This window comes from Nocardia violaceofusca NBRC 14427 (assembly GCF_963869435.1).
In the GTDB taxonomy this organism is placed as follows: domain Bacteria; phylum Actinomycetota; class Actinomycetes; order Mycobacteriales; family Mycobacteriaceae; genus Nocardia; species Nocardia aobensis.
Genome location: NZ_CAWMPM010000022.1, coordinates 183,727 through 203,874 on the forward strand (window position 1 = coordinate 183,727; position 20,148 = coordinate 203,874).

Consider the following 20,148-nt stretch of genomic DNA (forward strand, 5'->3'; position numbering starts at 1 on the left):
CGGGCGTCGGACCGGATATGCGACTTCCCGATTCCGCGCGCGAATTCGTCGGCGCCGGCGCCAACGCGACCCTGGTCACCCTGAACGCCGACGGCAGCCCGCAGGTCTCCGTCGTCTGGGTGGCATTGCAGTCCACACCCGAGGGCGACGAGCTGGTCAGCGCCCACCTCGGCGAATATCTGAAGGTGCGCAACGTGCGCCGCGACCCGCGGGTGGCGTTGACCATCGTCTCGGATCAGCCGAGCGAGTTCATGCGGCCGTATCTGTCGGTCACCGGCACCGCACGCATCGTCGAGGGCGGGGCACCGGAACTGCTGCGGGAGTTGGCCGCGGTGTTGTCCTCGCCCACATCGAAGTTCCCGCCCGCCGACGCGCCGCCGGGCCTGCTGACCCGCATCCGGATCGACCGGATCGGCGGGATCGGTCCCTGGACGAACTGAACGGATCAGCGCGGGCGTGCCCGGGCCGGCGCCGCGCACCCGTCCGGCGCCGCGCTCAGGCGTTCGACAGCACCGCCGTGCGCCGGACCGGCTGCAACGTCTTGTCCAGATTCGTGCGCATGGTCGTGGCCGAATCCAGCAGGTAGTTCTGGCGCACCTTCCACGGATGCCGGTCGCCCTGCCTCGGAAAGTCGCCGATCGAGCGCTGGATATAGCCCGAGGCGAGGTCGAGCAGCGGATGTTCGGTGAGCTCGGCCTGCGGCTGCGGCACCACCGCCTCGTATCCGCGCCGGTCCATATGGGCGATCACCCTGCACACCAGCCGCGAGGTCAGGTCGGCGCGCAGCGTCCACGACGCGTTCGTGTAGCCGATGCAGACCGCGAAGTTGGGGACGCCGGTGAGCATCGTTCCCTGCCAGACGAACCGGTCGGACAGGTTCACCGGCTCACCGTCGACCTCCAGCGTGATCCCGCCGAAGGCGAGCAGCTTCAGACCGGTCGCCGAGATGACGATGTCGGCGGGAAGCACCCGGCCCGACTTCAGGCGGATCCCCTCGGGCACGAAGGTGTCGATGTGATCGGTGACCACCTCGGCCTTGCCCTTGCGCATCGCCTTGAAGAAGTCGGCGTCCGGCACCGCGCACAGCCGCTGATCCCACGGGTTGTACTCCGGGGTGAAATGTTCGGCGACCAACTTCTCGTCCTTGAGAATGCGAGTGGTCAGCCCGGTCAGCAGCTTGCGCGCGGCCTGCGGGCGACGCCGGCAGTACTGGTAGAAACCGACGTTGAACAGGATGTTCTTGGTGCGGATCACCCGGTGCGCCAAGCCCGCCGGCAGCAGTTCCCGAATCTTGTCGGCCTGCTTGTCCCGGCCGGGGACCGCGGAGATCCAGGTCGGTGAACGCTGCAGCATGGTCACCCGCTCGGCCTGTTCGGCCATCGCCGGAACCAGCGTCACGGCGGTGGCGCCGCTGCCGATGACCACGACCTTCTTGCCGGCGTAGTCGAGATCCTCCGGCCAGAACTGCGGATGCACCATGGTGCCGGAGAACGTTTCCACACCCGGGAACTCGGGGGCGTGCCCCTGGTCGTAGTCGTAGTAGCCGGAGCACGAATAGAGGAAGCGACAGCTCAGCGTGCGCTCCGCATCGCCCTGCCGCACGGTCAGCGTCCAGCGCGATTCGGCGCTGGACCATTGTGCCGCAACGACTTTGGTGCCGTAGCGAATATGCTTGTCGATCCCGTGCCGGCGCGCCGTCTCGGTGATGTAGCGCAGAATCGAGGGACCGTCGGCGATCGATTTGGCATCGCGCCACGGCTCGAACGGATAGCCGAGGGTGAACATATCCGAATCGGACCGGATGCCGGGGTATCGGAACAGGTCCCACGTGCCGCCCAGCGCCTCGCGCGCCTCGAGGATCGCATAGGACTTTCCGGGCAATTCCGTCTGCACGCGGTAACCGGCGCCGATTCCGGACAGACCGGCGCCCACGATGACGACATCGACATATTCACCAGCTGCGGTCATGGTTCCAGTGTGCTGGTTCCTTTCCCGGCATTCTTGACTTTGCACGACAAGTATTTGATTCTGGACGACATGTCGGTGATCCGCTCGGCCGGTTTGCGCGGTTTCCGCGCGACCGTGGCCGAACTCGGGGGAAACGCGGAGGAATACGCGGCTGCCGCCGGATACCCGATCGCCGCCCTGGACGCCGACGACCTGCTGGTCTCCGACGAGGCGATGGCCCTGGTACTGGAGATCGCCGCCGACCGGCTGCGGTGTCCCGATCTGGGCCTGCGGATCGCCGCCCGGCAGGACCTCGGCATGCTGGGACCGCTCGCGCTGGCCATCCGCAGCTCCCCCACCCTGGCCGACGCGCTGGAGTGCACCTCGCGCTACCTGTTCGTGCACGCCCGCTCGCTGAGCCTGACGATCGAACCGGATCCCTACGGCGACCGCGGTGTGACGGCCCTGCGCTACGGCGTCGAACCCGGATTTCCGCAACCCGTCCAGGGCACCGACCTGGGCCTGGGATTCCTGCATCGCACATTGATCCGGCTGGTGGAAGGCCCGTACGGGTTGCGCTCGGTGGAACTGCCGTACCGCCCGCCGGGTTCGCGCGCGACCTACGAGAACTTCTTCGGCGTCCCGGTGCGCTTCGAGCGACCGGCGGCGATGCTGCGGCTGCCGAGCAACCTCACGTCGCGGGCCATCGCGGGCGGCGATGCGAATCTGCGCCGGCTGGCGGTGGCGTTCCTGGCCGAACAGGCCGGCGACACCGGCGCCTCCACGGTGCCGGGGGTGCGAGCCGCCGTGCAGCAACTACTGGGTACGACCGCTCCGCAGATCGATTCGGTGGCGAGGCTTCTGACGATCCATCCGCGCACTCTGCAGCGCCGCCTGGCGGCCGAGCACACGAGCTTCGCCGCCATCGTCGACGATGTGCGCCGCGGTGAGGCGCGGCGCTATCTGACCACGACGGATCTGCCGATGAGCCAGATCGCCTCACTGCTCGGCCTCGCGGAACAGGCCACTCTGACCCGCTGTGCGCGCCGCTGGTGGGACAGCACTCCCACCGCGATCCGGCGCACCGCCCGGGCCTGAGCGGCCGGTCGGCTCAGTGCGTGACGCTCGGATCCCAGCGGCTGGCGGTGATGGTGAAGCCCTGGATCGAGGCGAGCGGAATCATGGCCTCGTAGTTGCGCTGATATCCGGTGCTCGTGATGCGCCAGCGGCCGTCGGATTCCCGGCGATAGGTGTCGCGGTAGTACGCGGCGCCGCGAATCATGATCCCGTGGTCGGGAACGATGACCGTATCCTCCAGACACCAACTGCCGGAGGCGAAGTCACCGTCCACCGCGATCTCGGGGTGGCTGCACACGTGCGAGGTGATCATGGTGCCGGACATCGCGCCGCTGAGATAGCCGACGATGGCGTCGCGCCCCTGGAACTGCAGCGGTTTACCGCCGGAGGGCGAGCCGTAGTCGGCCACCGCGTCCGCGGCGAGAGTATCGGCGAACTCGTCCCACTCCCGCAGATCCAGCGTCCGCAGATAGCGGTATTTCAACGCACGAATCTCTTCCAACGCAACCAGATCCATCGCGGTCACCTCCTGGTATCGGCCCCGCCAGCACAATAGAACAGGTTTCTGTTTCGGTCCGGGCTTTCCCGTTGACCGGGACGGCCCGGACCGATTCGGACCGGTCAGGCGTGGGTGCCGCCGTCGATGCGCACCTCGGTGCCGGTGATGAAGGCGCCGTCGTCGGAGGCGAGCATGGCCACCACGCCGGCGACCGTGTCGGGCGAGGCGAAACCCTGGCCGAGCATCGGCATCAGCTTGGTGAACAGCGAGAAATCGGCGTCCTCGGGCAGGCCCGGGCCGCGGCCGTCGGTCATATCGCTCGAGATCGAGCCGGGCGCCACGGCCACCGCGCGCAGGTTCTGCTTGGAGTATTCCGAGGCCAGCGCGTGGGTCATGGACATGATGCCGCCCTTGGACGCGGCGTAGGCGGCCATGTACGGGTGCGCGAAGTAGGTGGAGGTGGAGGCGAAGTTCACGATGACGCCACGGCCACTGTCCAGCAGCGCCGGCAGCGATTCGCGAATCATCAGGAAGGTGCCCGTGAGGTTGGTGGTGATGATGCGGTTCCAGTCGGCCAGCGGCATCTCGTGGGTGTGCGCCGAGCGGAGAATGCCGGCGGCGTTGACCAGCGCGTCCAGCCCGCCCAGGGTTTCCACGGCCTTGGCGACCCCGGCCTGCACCGAGGACTCGTCGGAGATGTCGATCGTGACGGTGGTCAGCCGATCGGCGCTGCCCTTCTCGGCCGCCTGTTTCGCGGTTTCGGCCAGGCCCGCCTCGCTGACGTCGGCGGCCACCACGGTGCCGCCCTCGGACAGGATGCGATGCACGGTGGCGCGGCCGATACCGGATCCGGCGCCGGTGATCAGAACTCGGCGATCTGCGAAACGCTCCATTGCGAAACTCTCCTCATCTGCGATTTTCTCGTTCGATTGACACACTACGCCCGAGTGGCACGTTGTGCCAGGGTGACAAATCGCGCTTAGACTGTGCGGACAGGAGGTGACTCATGCCCGAGTCGAGAACCGGCCCTTCCGCCACCGCGTCGCCGCGGCCGAATCTGGCCCAGCGGCGCAAGTCGGCGACCCGGATGGAGATCGCCCACACCGCCGCCCGCCTGTTCGCCGAGCGTGGCACCGCGGCGGTCACCGCCGAGCAGATCGCCGCCGCCTCCGGCGTCGGCCTGCGCACCTTCTATCGCTATTGCCGTACCAAAGAGGATGCCGTGGAACCGATGCTGTCGGCGGGTGCGTCTCGCTGGCTGGACATCCTCGGCGACGGACCGGACCGGTTGCCTACCATCGCGGAACTGGAAATCGCCGCGATCCGCGCCCTGACCGTGGTGGACCGCGACGAACTCGACATCACCCGCGGCCTGTTGCGCGCGATGGCCGACGATACGGCCCTGCGCGCGGTCTGGTTCCGGGTCAATCTCACCGGCGAGCACGCCCTGCTGGAGCTGCTGACGAAACTGTCCCCGGACACCGATCCACTGCGCCTGCGCACGCTGGCCGCCGCGGCCGCCGGCGCGATCCGCATCGGACTGGAGCAATGGGCCGACGACGACAGCCCGGCGCACTCGCCGGCACCGGCCGACGGGCTCGACGAAATACCTTCGACCGCAACACGATCGGGCGGACCCGCTCCCCTCGTGGTCAGATGCATGCGCGAACTCACCGCCGGCGTCTATGCGCAAGCTCCTACGGATACGACAGCGTCGGGCTGAGGGTCGCGGCGGCGGCCCGGCCCGTGCGATCCGCCGCTGACGCCGACCAACCGCCCTCTGCCGGTCCCTCTCCGATCAATCCGCCGGTGCCGCATCGCGTTTCAGCTTGCGCCAACCGCCCGCGCGATTGTTCGCGATGATCTGCCGCAGCATCGCCGACAGCGCGGGAGCGTCGACCTTCTCGCCCTCGCGAATCGCCACGGTGCGTGCCGTCGTGTTGTCGTGCCCGCCGGTGATGATGCCGGCCGGATCGGGCACGATCGCACCGTCGTAGAGGAAGATGTCGACGTGCGTCTTCGTCGCCAGCAGCGCGCAGATGTTGCCGTCGAGCACGAAATACGGTCGTACCCTGCGCTTGACGGTCTCCGTCACCTCCGGGTCGGCGGCGTGGACGAGTTCGCGCACCTCGCGGCAGATGTCGCGCTGCCAGGCCGGTAGCGCGTCGACGTAGGCGTCGACGCGCGGGTCGGCCACGTAGCTCACCACCGGCTTCTCCCGGATCAGCTCTTCGCGGATTTCGCTCCGGACTTCTTCTCCGACTTGGCTTCCGCCTTGCCGTTCGCCTTCTTTCCCTTCGGCTTCTGGCCGTTCGCGGAGGCGTCGAGGGAACGTTCGGCTCCGGAGCCGGCCACCGCGGCGACGATCAGTCCGGACTCGTCGGCGTCGACGCGTACGGTGTCGCCCGGGTTCAGCTCGCCACCGAGTACCAGCCGGGACACCTGATTCTCCAGCTGCTTCTGTACCGTCCGGCGAAGTGGGCGGGCACCGAATTCGGGCTGATATCCGTTCTCGGACAGCCAATCCCGCGCCGCGTCGGTGACGTCGAGCTCGATGTCCTGAGCGCGCAGGCGACGACGGGGGCCGTCGAGAACCAGATCGACGATGCGGCGCAACTGTTCCTGGTCGAGCCGATGGAACACGATGGTCTCGTCGATGCGGTTGAGGAATTCCGGCCGGAAATGCTGTTGCAGCCGTTCCATCAGCCGCGGGGTGATGGCGTCGAGCTCCGCCGAGGTGGCCTTCAGAATCAGGTCCGAACCGATATTGCTGGTCATGATCACGATGGTGTTCTTGAAATCGACGGTGCGGCCCTTGGCGTCGGTGACGCGCCCGTCGTCGAGCAACTGCAGCAACACGTTGAACACGTCCGGATGGGCCTTCTCCACCTCGTCGAACAGGATCACCGAATACGGTTGGCGGCGCACCTTGTCGGTGAGCTGTGCGGCATCCTCGTAGCCCACATATCCGGGCGGTGCGCCGACCAGCCGGGACACCGTGTGCTTCTCCTGGAATTCGCTCATGTCGAACCGGATCAGCCGGTCCTCGTCGCCGAATACCGCTTCCGCCAAGGCTTTCGCCAATTCGGTCTTGCCGACACCGGTCGGGCCGAGGAACAGGAACGAGCCGATCGGGCGGTTCGGATCCTTCATCCCGGCCCGGGCGCGGCGCACCGCCTCGGCGACCGCCACGATCGCCTCCTCCTGCCCGATCACCCGCTCGTGCAGCACGTCTTCCAACTGCAGCAGGCGCTGCCGTTCCTCGACCGTCAACTCCGACACCGGAATTCCGGTCTGCTTGGACACCACCTCGGCGATGTCGTCGAGCGTGACCGTCGGCACCTCGTCGGCGGTGATGTGGCCGACCCGCTCCTCGGCGGCGGTGATCTCGCTCTTGAGTTCGTCCGCGCGGGCGTAGTCCTCACCCGCGACCGCGGCATCCTTCTCCCGCTCGAGGCGCGACAATTCCTCCTGTGCCGCACGAAGATCGGGGCCGGGCATGCGGGTACGCAACCGGACCCGCGCACCGGCCTGATCGACCAGGTCGATCGCCTTGTCGGGCATGAACCGATCGGTGATGTAGCGATCGGAGAGCTCCGCCGCGGCGATCAGCGCCTCGTCCTCGTAGTGCACCTGATGGTGCTCCTCGTAGACGTCGGCGAGTCCGCGCAGGATTTCGATGGTGTCGGCGACCGACGGTTCCGAGACCAGCACCGGCTGGAAGCGGCGTTCCAGGGCGGCGTCCTTTTCGATGTAGCGCCGGTATTCGTCGATGGTGGTGGCGCCGATGGCATGGAGTTCGCCGCGGGCCAGGGCCGGCTTGAGCAGGTTGCCGGCGTCCATCGAACCCTCGCCGCCGGTGCCGGCGCCCACGATGGTGTGCAGCTCGTCGATGAACAGCACCAGTTCGTCGGAGTGCTCGCGGACCTCGTCGAGAATCTTGGTCAGCCGCTCCTCGAATTCGCCGCGATATTTACTGCCCGCCACCAGTGAGCCCACATCGAGGGCCACCACCCGCCGATCGGCCAGCGTGCTGGGCACATCGCCGTTGACGATGCGCTGCGCCAGACCTTCGACGATCGCGGTCTTGCCGACGCCGGGATCGCCGATGAGCACCGGATTGTTCTTCCGCCGCCGGGAAAGTATTTCCACGGTCTGCTCGATCTCCTCGGCGCGGCCGACGACCGGGTCGACCTTGCCCGCGCGGGCCTCGGCGGTCAGATCCCGGCCGTATTCGTCGAGCGTCGGAGTGTCGGTGGGCTTCTTCTGCCCCTCGGCGACCGGCAGTTTCGCACCCGAAAGCGACTGCGCGGCAGGACTTTCCGGATTGTCGGCGATGCCGAGCAGAATATGTTCCGGGCCGATGTAGCTGGATCCCGCCTCGGCGGCGTTGCGCTGTGCGGTGCGCAGGGCCAGTTTGCTGCCGGGCCCGAGTACCACCTGACCGCCCGCGGTCGCGGTGGCCTCTCCGCTGCCGACCGCACCCCTCATTTGCGCGGCGACTTTGTCCGGATCCAGGCCCAGCTGGCCGATGATCCCGCGCGACGGCTCGACCTGGGTAGCGGCGTAGAGCAGATGTTCGGCGGTGACCTCCGGATTTCCCCAGTCCTGGGCGGCCGACCGGGCGATCGCGATCAGCTCCTTGGCGCTGTCGCTGAGCAGCCGCCCCAGATCGATGCGCTGCACCGGCGGCTGCGCGGCCATACCGGGGCCGAAGAAGCGGTTGAAGAGGTCGTCGAAGGAATTGAACGAACTGGGCCAGGCAGCGGTCATGTCCACACCTCATATCTCGGAATCTCGTCGTCGCAGCGGCGAGCGAACGGACAGCTACGGTCCGCATCGCCGCACTCACTCGCAGAACCACTCCGAAACGGTCGGGTCCCACCGTACCCTCGGCCAGCCTTTCCGGGGCGGCCGCCGATGCATCCGTTACTTTCCAGCGATCCACGTGGACGTTTCCGGCGATCCATCCGTCGTGAAGTGGGTATCGATGGGAGCATGGGCCCCGTCCCGAAGATCACCACCGATCGCATACCGATGCCCGGCGGGATTCGAACACGTTGATCTTGCCGCGGTGCCACACTCGAAGATGGTTGGGCTCGAGGAGGAACTGTGACTACAGCACCATCTCGCGGCGCCGCCGAGATCGAAGCCGTAAGGCCTTATCCCCGGCGGATCGCCCCGAAGGGTTCGCAGATCTGGACGATCGTCACGACGACCGATCCGAAGCTGCTCGGCATGATGTACATCGTCAGCTCGATGGCGTTCTTCCTCATCGGCGGGCTGATGGCGCTGCTGATGCGGGCCGAGCTCGCCCGCCCCGGCCTGCAGTTCCTGTCGCCGGAGCAGTTCAATCAGCTGTTCACCATGCACGGCACCCTGATGCTGCTGTTCTATGCCACGCCCATCGTGTTCGGCTTCGCCAACTGCATCCTGCCGTTACAGATCGGCGCGCCCGATGTGGCGTTCCCGCGACTCAACGCGCTCAGCTACTGGCTCTATCTCTTCGGCGCCTCGATCGCCACCGCCGGATTCGTCACTCCCGGCGGCGCCGCGGACTTCGGCTGGACCGCCTACACCCCGCTGTCGGATGTGGTCCACGCCCCCGGCGTGGGCTGCGATATGTGGATTCTGGGTCTGGCCGTCTCCGGTCTGGGCACCATCCTCGGGGCGGTCAATATGCTCACCACCGTGGTCGTGCTGCGCGCGCCGGGTATGACCTTGTTCCGGATGCCGATGTTCACCTGGAACATCGTGGTCACCAGCGTGCTGGTCCTGCTGGCCTTCCCGATCCTCACCGCGGCGCTGATGGCGCTGGCCTTCGATCGTCATCTCGGCGGACACATCTACGATCCCGCCACCGGCGGCAATCTGCTCTACCAGCACCTGTTCTGGTACTTCGGTCATCCCGAGGTGTACATCATCGCGCTGCCGTTCTTCGGCATCGTCACCGAGATCTTCCCGGTGTTCAGCCGCAAACCGGTCTTCGGCTACACCGCACTGGTCTACGCGACGATGAGTATCGGGGCGCTGTCGGTGGCGGTGTGGGCGCACCACATGTTCGCCACCGGAGCCGTACTGCTGCCGTACTTCTCGTTCATGACCTTCATGATCGCCGTGCCGACCGGAGTGAAGTTCTTCAACTGGATCGGCACCATGTGGAAGGGGCAGCTGACGTTCGAAACGCCGATGCTGTGGGCGCTGGGATTCCTGGTCACCTTCCTGTTCGGCGGCCTGTCGGGTGTCATCCTCGCCAGCCCGCCACTGGACTTCCACGTCACCGACACGTATTTCGTCGTGGCGCACTTCCATTACGTGTTGTTCGGGACGATCGTGTTCGCGACCTTCGGCGGCATCTACTTCTGGTTCCCGAAGATGACCGGCCGGCTGCTCGACGAGCGGCTCGGCAAGATCCACTTCTGGACCACCTTCCTGGGTTTCCACACCACCTTCCTGGTGCAGCACTGGCTGGGCAACGAAGGTATGCCGCGCCGCTACGCCGACTATCTGCCCTCCGACGGCTTCACCACGCTCAATACCGTCTCCACCATCGGCTCGTTCATCCTCGGCTTCTCGATGATCACCTTCGTCTGGAATGTGTTCCGCAGCTACCGCTACGGCGAGGTGGTCACGGTGGACGATCCGTGGGGGTACGGCAATTCGCTGGAATGGGCCACGACCTGCCCGCCGCCGCGGCACAACTTCTACGAACTGCCCCGGATCCGTTCGGAGCGACCGGCATTCGAGTTGCACTATCCGCACATGATCGACCGCCTGCGCGCCGAATCGCATATCGGCTGGGGCGCCCCGCATGCGGACGTGCACGAGACCGCGGCGGCCGAACCGGAGCGGACCTAGACCGTCGGAACTGCCGGTGGCGGTAGGGATTCCAGCGGGCCGAGCCTGCGATGGACCACATGCTGCTGCACGAAGGTCCAGGTGTTGCCGGTCGCGAAGTAGACCAGAATGCCGATCGGCATCACCAATCCGGCGACCAGTGTGCCGAGTGGGAACAGCCACAGTGTCATCGCGTTGATCAGCCGCGTCTGCGCAGTGGTCTCGAGCTGGCGGGCGATCGACGCCCGGGCGGTGCAGTGCGTCGCGACGGCCGCGATCAGCACCAGCGGGATCGCCACCACGGCCACCGACGCGACGGAATCGGCGGAGGTGAGCGTCGCCGACAGCGGCGCGCCGAACAGATCGGCGTGCAGGAACGACCGCACCTGTTCCGGTGCGAACACGTAGTTCGCGGTGTCGGCGTTCTGTGCCGCCGTCATCGCGGTGGAACTGCCGAGGAACGGCACATGCGAGACCGCGGTGCGGTCGAAGGAATGCAGCACGTGCAGCAGTCCCAGGAACATCAGCAACTGCGCGAGCACCGGCAGGCAACCGCTGAGCGCGTTGAAGTTGTGCTGCTGCTGCAGTTTCCGGGTTTCGACGGCGAGCCGCTCGCGGTCGTCGCCGCATTCGGCGCGCAGTTGCCGCATCTTCGGTTGCAGCACGGCCATGGTGCGTGAGAAGCGGACCTGAGCCAGGTACGGCCGATACAGGACGGCGCGCAGGGTCACCACGAGCATGACGATCGCCAGGGCCCAGGACAGACCGCTCGCGGCGCCGAACGGGACGGCGAATCCGGTGTGCCACAACCAGAGAACAGCGGCGACCGGGTAGTACACGAAATCGAGCATGGGATATCACCTCACTTCGAGGCACCCGTGCAGGTACGGGCGAGTGAACAGGGTCGGCCGAGCAGCCGCGCGTTCACTTCGACCGGCGAGAGCCCCGGCGTGGTGACGCGCGATCAGCTCCGGTGACCCGGTGCCCTGGGCCGCACCCGGCCCGCCGTATCCGGATTGCTCTGTCGGAGAAAGGAACCCCGTCGCCGCTGCTGCGCGGAGCCGGGAGGCCCGCTGTGGACCGCGACCGGCGCCGGCCGCATCCGGCCGGAACAGGCGGCGACCACCGCCAATGCGAGAATCGCCGCGGCTCCGACCACCAGCAGCGAATTCGGTTCGCCCGCAGGCACAACCGTGACGGCGACGATGGACAGCACGACGGCGCACAGCATCAGCGCCGTCGAACGGATCCGCATCGCCATGCCGATCAGAATACCGAACGTCCACGCACGTGGAGCTCAGCCGGCGACCTCATGTCCGGACGCGGGGCCCGCGGACCCACGCAAAACGCCCACACGGAACCAAGCGCTTGCTAGTGTCGGTGGGATGATCTCGACGATCGTCTGGGGTACGGGCAATGTCGGCCGTGCCGCGATCCGGGCCGTGCACGCACATCCCGAACTGGAATTGACCGGGGTGCTGGTGCACGATCCGGCCAAGGTCGGGCGCGATGCGGGCCGGCTGGCCGGACTCGACCACGACCTCGGCGTCACGGCCTCGGCCGATGTCGACGCCCTGCTGGACCGCCATCCCCGCGCGGTCGTGTACGCCGCGTCGGGCGATATCCGGCCCGACGACGCACTGCGCGATATCGTCACCGCGATCCGCGCCGGCGCGGTGGTCGTCACGCCCGCGCTCTACGCGCTCTACGATCCCCGCAACGCCCCCGCCGAGGTGCGCGAGCCGGTGCGGGCGGCGATCGCGGCCGGCGGCGGTTCGCTGTTCGTCTCCGGGATCGACCCCGGGTGGGGCAACGACGTGCTGCCGTTGCTCGTGAGCGGGCTGGGGCACCGGGTGGACACGATCCGCTGCCAGGAGATCTTCGACTATTCCACCTACGACCAGCCGGATTCGGTGCGTTACCTGGTCGGGATGGGGCAGCCGATGGACTACGAACCGCCGATGACCGCGCCCGGCGTCCCGACCATGGTGTGGGGCGGGCAGATTCGGCTGATGGCACGCGCCCTGGGCGCCGAACTCGACGGTATCCGCGAGACGCTGGACCGCCGCGCCCTCGACACCACGGTGACCACCGCGGCGATGGGTGACTTCGAGGCGGGCACGCAGGGCGCGGTGCGGTTCGAGGTGCAGGGCATGGTCGGCGGCCGGCCGCGCATCGTGATCGAACACGTCACCCGCATCCATCCCGACTGCGCACCGGACTGGCCGCGGCCGCCCGACGGTGCGGGCGCGCATCGCATCATCGTGGAGGGCGATCCGCGCATCGAGGTGACCGTCGAGGCCGAGACCGAGGGCGGTAACCGCGCCGCCGGCGGAAATGCCACTGCCGTCGGCAGATTGGTCAACGCCATCGACTGGCTGGCCGCGGCCGAGCCCGGTCTCTATGACGCCCTCGACGTTCCCTTGCGCCCCGCCGTCGGCAGATTCGCGAGCGCCCCATCGGAAAGGACACCGCAATGAACATCGATATCCCCGAGGGGAAGGATCCGATCGGCTACGTCTGGGGTGAGATGGTGCCGGGCATCGGGCCCGCCGCCTCGAAGTTGTCGCTGGCGGTCTACTCGCACAGCACCCTCGGACTTCGTGAATTCGAGGCGGCGCGGTTGCGGATCGCCCAGATCAACGGTTGCCTGTTCTGTCAGGACTGGCGCACCGAACGCGACGGGCAGAAGGTCGAAGACGGTTTCGACCAGGCCGTCACCGAATGGCGCACCACCGATTCCTTCGACGATCGGACCCGGCTGGCCGCCGAATACGCCGAACGCTACGTGCTCGATCACCACAACCTGGACGACGAGTTCTGGACCCGGATGCGAGCGCACTACAGCCAGGCCGAGATCGTCGAGCTGAGTATGTGCATCGGCTCATGGCTGGCGTTCGGCCGGCTCAACCGCGTGCTCGGACTCGACACCGTGTGCGTCCTGCCCGGCCACTGACCGCTGCTGCTCCGCAGGGGTGTCACTGCTTGGGCAGGGCCCCGGCCATCCCGCCGACGTCGGTCACCTTCCAGCCGCTGCCCGGGTCGATGTCGACCGTGTAGGTGACGGTGGTCTGCGCACCCTGCGGCGTCTGCGCGCTGGTGGAGTTGACGTTGAGGAACACGTCGACCTTGTAGAGGCCGTTCTCGGTGCTCATCACCTTGGCGGCGATAGGGGTCGCCGACGAGGTCCACTTCAGTGGGACCAGGATCTCCTGCAGCTTCGGCGCGGTGGCGTCGAATTTCTGCGCCAGTTGTGACGAGGTGCCGGCCTTCAGTTTGCCGATCCACGCGCCGACGTTCTGGTAGTCGATATTCGAGGCGCCGACCGCGTAATCGGTGGCCACCTGCTCGGCATGCTGCTGCGCCGCCGCCCGGTCGTCGCGCTCGTGCAGATCGCCGCGCGCCGACAGCCACAGCGATCCGAAGACCGCGGCCAACGCGATCAATGCCACTGCGGCCGCCGCGGTGACCACGGTGGAGAGCCGGATCGACAGTGTGCGAGGCGCTTTCGCGGGTTTCACCCCAGTTTCGGTGGTGTTGGTGGTGGGCACGGAGGACTCGGCCTCCGCGTCGACTGCCCGCTTCGGTTCGGTACCAGTGTCGTTCGACATGGTGTCCTCCTTCTCGGTGGTACTACTTGACATTGATCCGCACCCGCACGGTTCCGTCGGTGCCCACATCGTCGAGGGCCTGCGTGATCAGACTGGAGATGTCGATGCGCGGCGCGGCATTCGTGGTCGCCTCCGCGAGCGGCGCGAGCGCCGGCCCCAGGGACTTCAGCTCCGGGCCGAGTTCCGCGAGCCGGTCGGTCAGCTTCGCCAGGAACGGCGCCAGACCGTTACCCTCGGTGTAGCTTCCGGCGGGACGCGCGTCCACCATCCGGCCCACCGCCGCGACCAGATCGTTCAGGGCGTGGGTGAACCGCACGAACGCCGGCGCCGCGGTACTCGTGGCCGGGCCGGCCCACTCGATGTCGGCCGCCGCGGCCTGAAAGCTGTTGAGCAGATCCGCGATTCGCGGGCTGCGGCTCATGATCGCGGCGGCCAGCAGATCTCCGGATCGGGTCAGATTCGGAATCGCGGCGTCGGTGCCGTTCAGCGCGGAGCTCGCGGTGGCGACCAGCGAGCCCACCACCTCGGGATCGAGCTGGTTCATGGTCTTGGTGACCAGCCGCGCGACGTCCGGAATGGACAGCGGCATGCGCACATTCGACGTTTCCAGGCGCTGGCCGTCGTGCAGGTACGGCCCGCCGCCCGAGACGGGCCGGAATTCGACATACGGTTCGCCGAGCGCCGACAGATGTTCGATGGTCACCGTGCTGTCTGCCGGCACCCGTTTGTCCGCGGCCAGCCGCATGCCGACCTCGACACCCGCGGCGGTATGGCGCACGGCGGTCACGCGGCCGACCTCGAGTCCGGTGAGCAGCACCGGCGATCCCACACCCAGACCACCGGAATCGGTCAGCACCATGGTGGTTCGGTGGTAGTCGGCGAAGGGGTCGGCGCGGACGACGCCGAAGGTCAGATAGCTCGCCCCCAGGACGGTGATCGCGACGATGCCGCCCAGCGAGGTCAGCGCACCCCACCTCATCGCACCACTCCGATCATCCGCAGGGTCGCCAGGATGCGGTCGGTCTGCTGATCGGGCGGCACGTCCGCGGACGCGTCGGAGCGCACTCCGACGATGTTCACCTTCGGCCCGCGTTCGACGAACGGAATCACCTTGTCGCGCAACAGTTCCACGACGGCCTGCAGATTCGACGGCCGGCTCAGGTCCACCGGGCCGGCTGAGAGCAGCAACGGCGCGAACGCCCGGACCGCCCCGTCGGCATCACGCAGCACGGGCCCGAGCCAGGTCAGCGACGCACCCACCGGCCCCAGCCCACCGAAGATCTTCGTCACGCCCACGATGGAGTCGGAGATGCCGTTCATCTGATCGACCGAGGTGCGGCTGAGGATGTCGTCGAGTTCGGGCTGAATGTCGTGCAGCACCTGCGCATTCGTGCCCAGGCCGTTGAGCAGCGCGTCGACGCTGTCCAGGTTGTCCGCCAAATCCGTGGCATCGGTGGCCATGGTGTGCGAGATCCGGGCGGTCTGCGCCGGATCCTGCGGCAGCGTGCGATTGAACTGCTCGATGACGTCCTGCAGCTGTGTCACCGCACCGCCCTGGGTGAACGCGGCGACCAGCGCCATCGTGTCCTCCAGTTGCACAGGCGGTTTCGTCTGCGCCATCGGAATCGTGGATCCGTCGTGCAGCAGGGTGCCGAAACCGTTCGGCGGAGTGGTCAGCGCGACGTGGATATCGCCGAGCACCGTGTTCTGCCGTAGTTCGGCGACGGTGGTCGCGGGAAGGCGCACCGACTTCGAGATGTCGGCGTCGACCACGACGTAGCCACCGCGTCCGCCCGCGGCGCCCGGTTTCACGACGGTCACCCCGGAGACCGTGCCGACCTGTGCGCCGTTGGCCATGATCTTGGCGCGCGCCGGCAGGTTCAGCACATTCGAGAACTCGATGCGCACGTGGTACGTCGGACCCGACACCGTGGTTCCCGGCACCGGTACCGACGAGGGGTCGAACGCGCATCCGGAGGCCGACAACGCGGCCGCCACGACGATCGCCGAGCCGAGCGTGATTCGCCGAAATCTCATCGCGCACCTGCCAATCCGAATATCAGGGCCGCCATGTCCACCTTCGCCAGACCGTCGGCCGCCGTGCAGCGCCCGGGGACGAGGGCATCGATCGCCGCGCACACCTGGTCGGCGTGGTCCTGCGGAATCGCCACCTTCGGCGGGGCGTAGCCGATGCCGGAGGCACCGGCCGTGTGTACGACCTGGGCGAGAACCGGTGTCAGCGAGATCATCTGGGCCAGTGAGCCCACGCTCGCGCGCAGGAACTTCACCAGCGGGACCGTGTCGTCGAGGGCGCGCATGATCGGATCGCCGAACAGGGTGGTGATGTCGTTGAGCATCGGCAGCACCCGACCGAGGCCGTCGAACAGCGCCGCGCCGGGCCGCAGCAGATCCTCGGTGGCCTGGTCCAGGACCGGGCCCAGGCGGGTGAGCATCGTCTTCAGCTCACCCCAGTGCGCCTCCACATCCTTGGACACCGAGGCGAACGCATCGAAAATGCCTGCCAGATGGGCGATATCGGCGTCCGGCGCGGAGAGTGCGGCGCCGAGCTTCTGCACCAGCGCGTTGATCTGCGGTCCGGTGCCCGCCGTGGCGTTGTTCAGCGAGGTGAGTCCGCGGGCGAGCGCATCGGGGTGCGCGGCGTCGGGGCCCTGGATCTGCGACGACAGCTGGGCCAGCGCGTTCAGGGTGTCGCTGATGCTCTTGGGGGTCAGCGTCTTGGTGAGGCAGCGGGCGGGATCCCAGCGCGCGGTGTCCTTGCCGCCGGACACCACCGCGAGTTCGCGGGAGGCCACGATGCTGTCCGACAGGGTCGTGGCACCGGCGTCGGCGAGGACGGGGTGATCGGTGTCGACGTCGAATTCGACCTTGACAGCATTGCCCTGCACGGCAACGGATTTCACCGTCCCGACGGTGATGCCGCGCATGGTGACCTGGTTGCCGGGGTAGAGCCCGACGCTGTCGGGCATGATCGCGCAGTAGGCCGTGGTCGCCTTCAGCGGCTGGAAGGCGACGAGATAGCCGAACACCGCGACCGCGACGACGGCCACCGTCCCGGCGATCGACATGAAGGCCCGCGAACCGAGCAGCTTGTGCAGCATCAGCAGTCCTTTCCCGGCACCGGGATACACAGGTGAGCGGCCGGCGCGCCGACCGTCTGCCCCGACTGGTCGACCGTCACCGCGTCGTCCGCACCGCTGAGTTGCGCGAACTTCTGCTGCAGGCTCTGCACCGTGCCGATCACCGGCTCGAGTTCGCCACCGAGCTTTTCCAGCTGCGGCAGTGCCTCACTCAACTGCTGGAGTTTCGGTTTCAGCGCCGAATCGTAGGTGGGCGCCAGCGCGGCCACCCGCTCGATCACCGCACGCAGCAATCGCACGCCCTCACGCAGTTCGGCGCGCTTGTCGACCAGCAACGTCTCCATCTGGTTGACGTTGACCATCAGGCGGCCGAGATCGTGTTTGGCCCCGTCGTACATGGTGACGTATTCGTCGGCGACCGCGATCGCATCGGTGACCTGGGTGCGCTGCCGGTTGAGCGCGTCGACGTAGGTGCCGAGCGTGTTCAGCGTCGTGCGCAGCGCATCCGGTGCGGCCTCGATCGAGGTGTCCAGGGCGGCGAGATTGCGGCGCAGCGTGTCGCCGTCGATCTGCCGCAGCGGTTGCGCCGCGTCCTGGAAGGTCTGCACGAGACTGTAGGGCAGCCGCACGCGATCCATCGGAATCGCCCTGTCGCCCAGCGACTTATCGCCCGCGGGAAACAGCGCGACGTAGTTGCCGCCGACGATGGTCAGCATCCGGATGTCGAGTGTGGACCGGTCGCCGACGAAGACGTCCGAATCGACGGTGAACCGCATCCGCACCCGATCCGGGTGCAGCTCCAGTGATTCCACCTTGCCGACCGGGATTCCGGCGACGCGAATATCGTCGCCGACCTTCACCGACTGCGCTTCGGACAGTTCGGCGCTGTAGGTCTTCTTGCCGAACGGCACCACGTACAGGATGCCCGCGGCGGCCGCGCAGACCACGACGAGCGCGACGCCGACGATACCGAGCCGGATTTCGCGGCGGCGAGTGGTCGCCGCGTCCGCGACGCGCCGATCCCGTGGCCGGAACAGGCCGGACCCGAACCGATTCAGCCGTTGCATATCGCCACCTGCTGTCCCGCGACGAGCACCCGCACCACCTGCGGCACTTCGGCATTTCCCTTGGAGCACTGCGGTTTCCAGCCCGCCACCGGCTTCGGTGTGGCCGCGTCCAGTCCGCCGAGCAGGGCCGGCAACTTGCCGAAGACGTCCACGGCCTCTTCCGGGTCGGGGAACAGCCGCCGGATGAGCGCGTCGACATCGGTGCCGGACTGCAGCCCGAGGGCGTCGAACAGGCTGTCCAACGGTCCCAGCACCGACGGCGCGGCCATCGCGAACTGCGCGAGCCCGCCGATATTCGTCTGCAGGGCCTCGAAGATGTCGGTCAGCCGGGCCAGCAGCGGCACCAGGTAGTGCACCCGCCCGCCGACGCGCTGCGACAGATCGGACATGTTGTGGATGAGGGCGCCGATCACCTGCTGACGGTTGTCCACGTAGGAGGCGAGCCGCCCGATCGCGGCCAGCACCGGTTCGACGTTGGTGCCGTCGCCCTCGATCAGCGCGACCATGCTGGCGCTGAACTGGTTGATCGCGTCCGGGGAAATGGTGGCCAGCACCGGTTTCAGTCCGTTGAACATGCTCGTCACATCGAACGACGGCACAGTGTGGTCGACGCCGATCGTGCGGCCGGCCGGCAGCCGCGTCCCCGGCTTCGGCTGCTGTTGCAGATCGATATAGCGCTGACCGGTGAGATTCTGATAGCGGATGGCGAGCTTCGAATTGTCGAAGATCGGCGCATCGGTCCTCAGCGACAACCGGACTCGCGCCAGTGCCCCGTCGAGCGAGATGTCCTCGACCTTGCCGACCTGCACACCGAACTGGCGCACGTCGTCGCCCACCTTGAGCCCGTTGGCATCGGTGAACAGCGCCTGATGCGTATCGGTGTCGCCCGCGACGGGCCGCTTGATCGCGGTGAACACCACCGACAGCACGACGATCATCACCACCGCGAACAAACCCAGCCGCCAGGCGGCGGCGCCGACCTTCATCGGATTCCTCCCAGCAGCGGTGCCAGCACCGGCACGCCGCGCACGTCGATTTCCGTGTCCAGCACCGGGCCGTCCGGGGTGTCGTGCAGTCCGGCGCGCAGGCGTCGCACGAGTTCGGCGAGGTCGGCGCCGGATTGCTGCGGATGCGGAACCAGCTGCGCGAGGACCGCCAGCATCGGCGCCAGAGTGTCTGTGGCGCCGGATAATTCGGATCCCGCACGCGTGCCCAGACCGGCCAGCGCGGGTAGCACCGAACCGGTCAGCGCCGAGGTTCCGGCGTCGTAGGAGCCCCGATGATCCTGCAGCCGTGGAATATTGCGCAACAGATCGAGCACCTGGATGGTCGCGCCCGCGAAGCGACCGCCGCCGTCGAAGGCCGGGCCGAGCCGTCCGACCAGTTCGGAACTGGGCATCGTCTGGTTGTCGGTGATGGTCTGCGCCACCGAGATCAAGGCCTGGGCCAGCGGCGTGAAACCCCGCACATCGTTGGAGACCTGGGCGATCACCGTGGCCATCTGCGGAGTCAGCAGAGCGTTGCCGGTCTGCGACAGTCCGCGCAGCAGACCACCCATGGTCGCGTCGTAGACCGCGTCGGCGTGCTGTCCGGTCAGGTCGATCGTCGACCCGCCGCGTAACGGGGCGCCGCCGGAGCCGGGCCGCAGTTCGATCTCGCTGATACCGAACAGGTTCGCCGGCGCGTAGTCCACCCGGAGGCTGTCGTCGATGCCGTGCAGCTGAGATCGGTCCAGCCGCAGACTGATTCGCTGGGTCCCGCCGTCGACGGGCACGATCGCCGCGACCTCGCCGACCTGCACACCGTCCACCCGCACCGGTGTGCCGGCCAGCACGCCGTCACCGATCTGCTCGGTGTGCAGGGCGATGCGCAGGCTGTCGTCGGACCGCAGCCCGCGATAGGCCAGCGAGGCGATCGCGACGGCGGCCACGACCGCGATCGCCACCCCGCCGACCAGCAGCGAGCGCCGCTTGTCCACCGCCACTCCGGGCATTCCGTAATTCGGCACCTGT

20 protein-coding genes are annotated in these 20,148 nt (G+C 67.6%); 6 read left to right on the plus strand and 14 right to left on the minus strand.

Annotated elements, in window-relative coordinates; all coding sequences use genetic code 11:
- The first annotated feature begins 17 nt into the window (after window positions 1-17).
- Window positions 18-440, plus strand: coding sequence for a PPOX class F420-dependent oxidoreductase (locus tag AC5592_RS18215; protein WP_036498760.1), 423 nt, complete (start codon window positions 18-20; stop codon window positions 438-440).
- 55 nt (window positions 441-495) lie between these two features.
- Here AC5592_RS18215 and AC5592_RS18220 read toward each other — a convergent pair whose 3' ends face one another.
- A complete protein-coding gene (locus tag AC5592_RS18220) occupies window positions 496-1,968 on the minus strand; it encodes a flavin-containing monooxygenase (protein WP_036498757.1) in 1,473 nt (490 codons plus the stop codon).
- A gap of 9 nt (window positions 1,969-1,977) precedes the next feature.
- On the opposite strand from AC5592_RS18220, the gene AC5592_RS18225 reads away from it, so the two are divergent.
- Complete coding sequence (locus tag AC5592_RS18225; protein WP_232329416.1) at window positions 1,978-3,045, plus strand: AraC family transcriptional regulator; 1,068 nt, start codon at window positions 1,978-1,980, stop codon at window positions 3,043-3,045.
- 13 nt (window positions 3,046-3,058) lie between these two features.
- Here the strand turns inward: AC5592_RS18225 and AC5592_RS18230 are convergent, their stop codons facing one another.
- Together AC5592_RS18230 and AC5592_RS18235 are read right to left on the minus strand one after the other, a co-directional pair.
- A complete protein-coding gene (locus tag AC5592_RS18230; RefSeq protein WP_036498801.1) occupies window positions 3,059-3,541 on the minus strand; it encodes a nuclear transport factor 2 family protein in 483 nt (160 codons plus the stop codon).
- Window positions 3,542-3,645: 104 nt separating this feature from the next.
- Entirely contained in the window at window positions 3,646-4,416 is a 771-nt protein-coding gene (locus AC5592_RS18235; RefSeq protein ID WP_036498754.1) for an SDR family NAD(P)-dependent oxidoreductase, read from the minus strand.
- A 113-nt stretch (window positions 4,417-4,529) separates the two neighbouring features.
- Between AC5592_RS18235 and AC5592_RS18240 the strand changes: the two genes are divergently transcribed.
- Entirely contained in the window at window positions 4,530-5,246 is a 717-nt protein-coding gene (locus AC5592_RS18240) for a TetR/AcrR family transcriptional regulator (protein WP_051024376.1), read from the plus strand.
- 75 nt (window positions 5,247-5,321) lie between these two features.
- Here the strand turns inward: AC5592_RS18240 and AC5592_RS18245 are convergent, their stop codons facing one another.
- Together AC5592_RS18245 and AC5592_RS18250 are read right to left on the minus strand one after the other, a co-directional pair.
- Window positions 5,322-5,732, minus strand: coding sequence for a DUF1801 domain-containing protein (locus tag AC5592_RS18245; RefSeq protein ID WP_198163874.1), 411 nt, complete (start codon window positions 5,730-5,732; stop codon window positions 5,322-5,324).
- Window positions 5,733-5,746: 14 nt separating this feature from the next.
- Window positions 5,747-8,296 carry an ATP-dependent Clp protease ATP-binding subunit gene (locus AC5592_RS18250; RefSeq protein WP_063064922.1) on the minus strand — a complete coding sequence of 850 codons (2,550 nt, stop codon included), beginning with the start codon at window positions 8,294-8,296 and terminating at the stop codon, window positions 5,747-5,749.
- A gap of 339 nt (window positions 8,297-8,635) precedes the next feature.
- On the opposite strand from AC5592_RS18250, the gene ctaD reads away from it, so the two are divergent.
- The gene (ctaD, locus tag AC5592_RS18255; RefSeq protein ID WP_083870622.1) at window positions 8,636-10,381 is read left to right on the plus strand and encodes an aa3-type cytochrome oxidase subunit I; all 1,746 of its coding nucleotides are present in this window, start codon (window positions 8,636-8,638) and stop codon (window positions 10,379-10,381) included.
- Here the strand turns inward: ctaD and yidC are convergent.
- Window positions 10,378-11,211: a membrane protein insertase YidC gene (gene yidC / locus AC5592_RS18260; RefSeq protein ID WP_051024375.1), complete on the minus strand. Its 834-nt coding sequence runs from the start codon at window positions 11,209-11,211 to the stop codon at window positions 10,378-10,380. The two genes, ctaD and yidC, sit on opposite strands and share 4 nt — an antisense overlap.
- Before the next feature lie 113 nt (window positions 11,212-11,324).
- Window positions 11,325-11,621 (minus strand): DUF6412 domain-containing protein, encoded by a 297-nt coding sequence (locus AC5592_RS18265; protein ID WP_036498749.1) that lies wholly within the window; start codon window positions 11,619-11,621, stop codon window positions 11,325-11,327.
- Window positions 11,622-11,745: 124 nt separating this feature from the next.
- Here AC5592_RS18265 and AC5592_RS18270 point away from each other — a divergent pair, with 124 nt between their 5' ends.
- Both AC5592_RS18270 and AC5592_RS18275 read left to right on the plus strand, forming a co-directional pair.
- Entirely contained in the window at window positions 11,746-12,840 is a 1,095-nt protein-coding gene (locus AC5592_RS18270; RefSeq protein WP_063064923.1) for an NAD(P)H-dependent amine dehydrogenase family protein, read from the plus strand.
- Window positions 12,837-13,316, plus strand: coding sequence for a carboxymuconolactone decarboxylase family protein (locus AC5592_RS18275; protein WP_063064924.1), 480 nt, complete (start codon window positions 12,837-12,839; stop codon window positions 13,314-13,316). The genes AC5592_RS18270 and AC5592_RS18275 overlap by 4 nt, the downstream gene beginning before the upstream one ends.
- A 22-nt stretch (window positions 13,317-13,338) precedes the next feature.
- Here AC5592_RS18275 and AC5592_RS18280 read toward each other — a convergent pair whose 3' ends face one another.
- The 7 genes from AC5592_RS18280 to AC5592_RS18310 are packed head-to-tail and all read right to left on the minus strand — an operon-like array spanning window position 13,339 to window position 20,144.
- Complete coding sequence (locus AC5592_RS18280) at window positions 13,339-13,971, minus strand: hypothetical protein (protein WP_036498745.1); 633 nt, start codon at window positions 13,969-13,971, stop codon at window positions 13,339-13,341.
- Window positions 13,972-13,993: 22 nt separating this feature from the next.
- Window positions 13,994-14,950, minus strand: coding sequence for an MlaD family protein (locus AC5592_RS18285; protein ID WP_063064925.1), 957 nt, complete (start codon window positions 14,948-14,950; stop codon window positions 13,994-13,996).
- Complete coding sequence (locus tag AC5592_RS18290; protein WP_063064926.1) at window positions 14,947-16,008, minus strand: MlaD family protein; 1,062 nt, start codon at window positions 16,006-16,008, stop codon at window positions 14,947-14,949. Before AC5592_RS18290 ends, AC5592_RS18285 begins: the two co-directional genes overlap by 4 nt.
- Window positions 16,005-17,090, minus strand: coding sequence for an MlaD family protein (locus AC5592_RS18295; RefSeq protein ID WP_036498785.1), 1,086 nt, complete (start codon window positions 17,088-17,090; stop codon window positions 16,005-16,007). Before AC5592_RS18295 ends, AC5592_RS18290 begins: the two co-directional genes overlap by 4 nt.
- Window positions 17,090-18,136, minus strand: a complete 1,047-nt coding sequence (locus AC5592_RS18300; RefSeq protein ID WP_036498741.1) for an MlaD family protein — start codon at window positions 18,134-18,136, stop codon at window positions 17,090-17,092. The genes AC5592_RS18295 and AC5592_RS18300 overlap by 1 nt, the downstream gene beginning before the upstream one ends.
- Window positions 18,124-19,122, minus strand: coding sequence for an MlaD family protein (locus AC5592_RS18305; protein WP_036498738.1), 999 nt, complete (start codon window positions 19,120-19,122; stop codon window positions 18,124-18,126). Before AC5592_RS18305 ends, AC5592_RS18300 begins: the two co-directional genes overlap by 13 nt.
- Window positions 19,119-20,144 carry an MlaD family protein gene (locus AC5592_RS18310; RefSeq protein ID WP_083870621.1) on the minus strand — a complete coding sequence of 342 codons (1,026 nt, stop codon included), beginning with the start codon at window positions 20,142-20,144 and terminating at the stop codon, window positions 19,119-19,121. The genes AC5592_RS18305 and AC5592_RS18310 overlap by 4 nt, the downstream gene beginning before the upstream one ends.
- Window positions 20,145-20,148: the final 4 nt, after the last annotated feature.

What these genes read in the sequence shown, in the direction of transcription:
- AC5592_RS18215 (WP_036498760.1), top strand. Translation starts at nt 18, where the DNA reads ATGCGACTTCCCGATTCCGCGCGCGAATTCGTCGGCGCCGGCGCCAAC.
- AC5592_RS18220 (WP_036498757.1), bottom strand. Translation starts at nt 1,968, where the DNA reads ATGACCGCAGCTGGTGAATATGTCGATGTCGTCATCGTGGGCGCCGGT.
- AC5592_RS18230 (WP_036498801.1), bottom strand. Translation starts at nt 3,541, where the DNA reads ATGGATCTGGTTGCGTTGGAAGAGATTCGTGCGTTGAAATACCGCTAT.
- AC5592_RS18235 (WP_036498754.1), bottom strand. Translation starts at nt 4,416, where the DNA reads ATGGAGCGTTTCGCAGATCGCCGAGTTCTGATCACCGGCGCCGGATCC.
- AC5592_RS18240 (WP_051024376.1), top strand. Translation starts at nt 4,530, where the DNA reads ATGCCCGAGTCGAGAACCGGCCCTTCCGCCACCGCGTCGCCGCGGCCG.
- AC5592_RS18250 (WP_063064922.1), bottom strand. Translation starts at nt 8,296, where the DNA reads ATGACCGCTGCCTGGCCCAGTTCGTTCAATTCCTTCGACGACCTCTTC.
- yidC (WP_051024375.1), bottom strand. Translation starts at nt 11,211, where the DNA reads ATGCTCGATTTCGTGTACTACCCGGTCGCCGCTGTTCTCTGGTTGTGG.
- AC5592_RS18265 (WP_036498749.1), bottom strand. Translation starts at nt 11,621, where the DNA reads ATGGCGATGCGGATCCGTTCGACGGCGCTGATGCTGTGCGCCGTCGTG.
- AC5592_RS18270 (WP_063064923.1), top strand. Translation starts at nt 11,746, where the DNA reads ATGATCTCGACGATCGTCTGGGGTACGGGCAATGTCGGCCGTGCCGCG.
- AC5592_RS18275 (WP_063064924.1), top strand. Translation starts at nt 12,837, where the DNA reads ATGAACATCGATATCCCCGAGGGGAAGGATCCGATCGGCTACGTCTGG.
- AC5592_RS18280 (WP_036498745.1), bottom strand. Translation starts at nt 13,971, where the DNA reads ATGTCGAACGACACTGGTACCGAACCGAAGCGGGCAGTCGACGCGGAG.
- AC5592_RS18285 (WP_063064925.1), bottom strand. Translation starts at nt 14,950, where the DNA reads ATGAGGTGGGGTGCGCTGACCTCGCTGGGCGGCATCGTCGCGATCACC.
- AC5592_RS18290 (WP_063064926.1), bottom strand. Translation starts at nt 16,008, where the DNA reads ATGAGATTTCGGCGAATCACGCTCGGCTCGGCGATCGTCGTGGCGGCC.
- AC5592_RS18295 (WP_036498785.1), bottom strand. Translation starts at nt 17,090, where the DNA reads ATGCTGCACAAGCTGCTCGGTTCGCGGGCCTTCATGTCGATCGCCGGG.
- AC5592_RS18300 (WP_036498741.1), bottom strand. Translation starts at nt 18,136, where the DNA reads ATGCAACGGCTGAATCGGTTCGGGTCCGGCCTGTTCCGGCCACGGGAT.
- AC5592_RS18305 (WP_036498738.1), bottom strand. Translation starts at nt 19,122, where the DNA reads ATGAAGGTCGGCGCCGCCGCCTGGCGGCTGGGTTTGTTCGCGGTGGTG.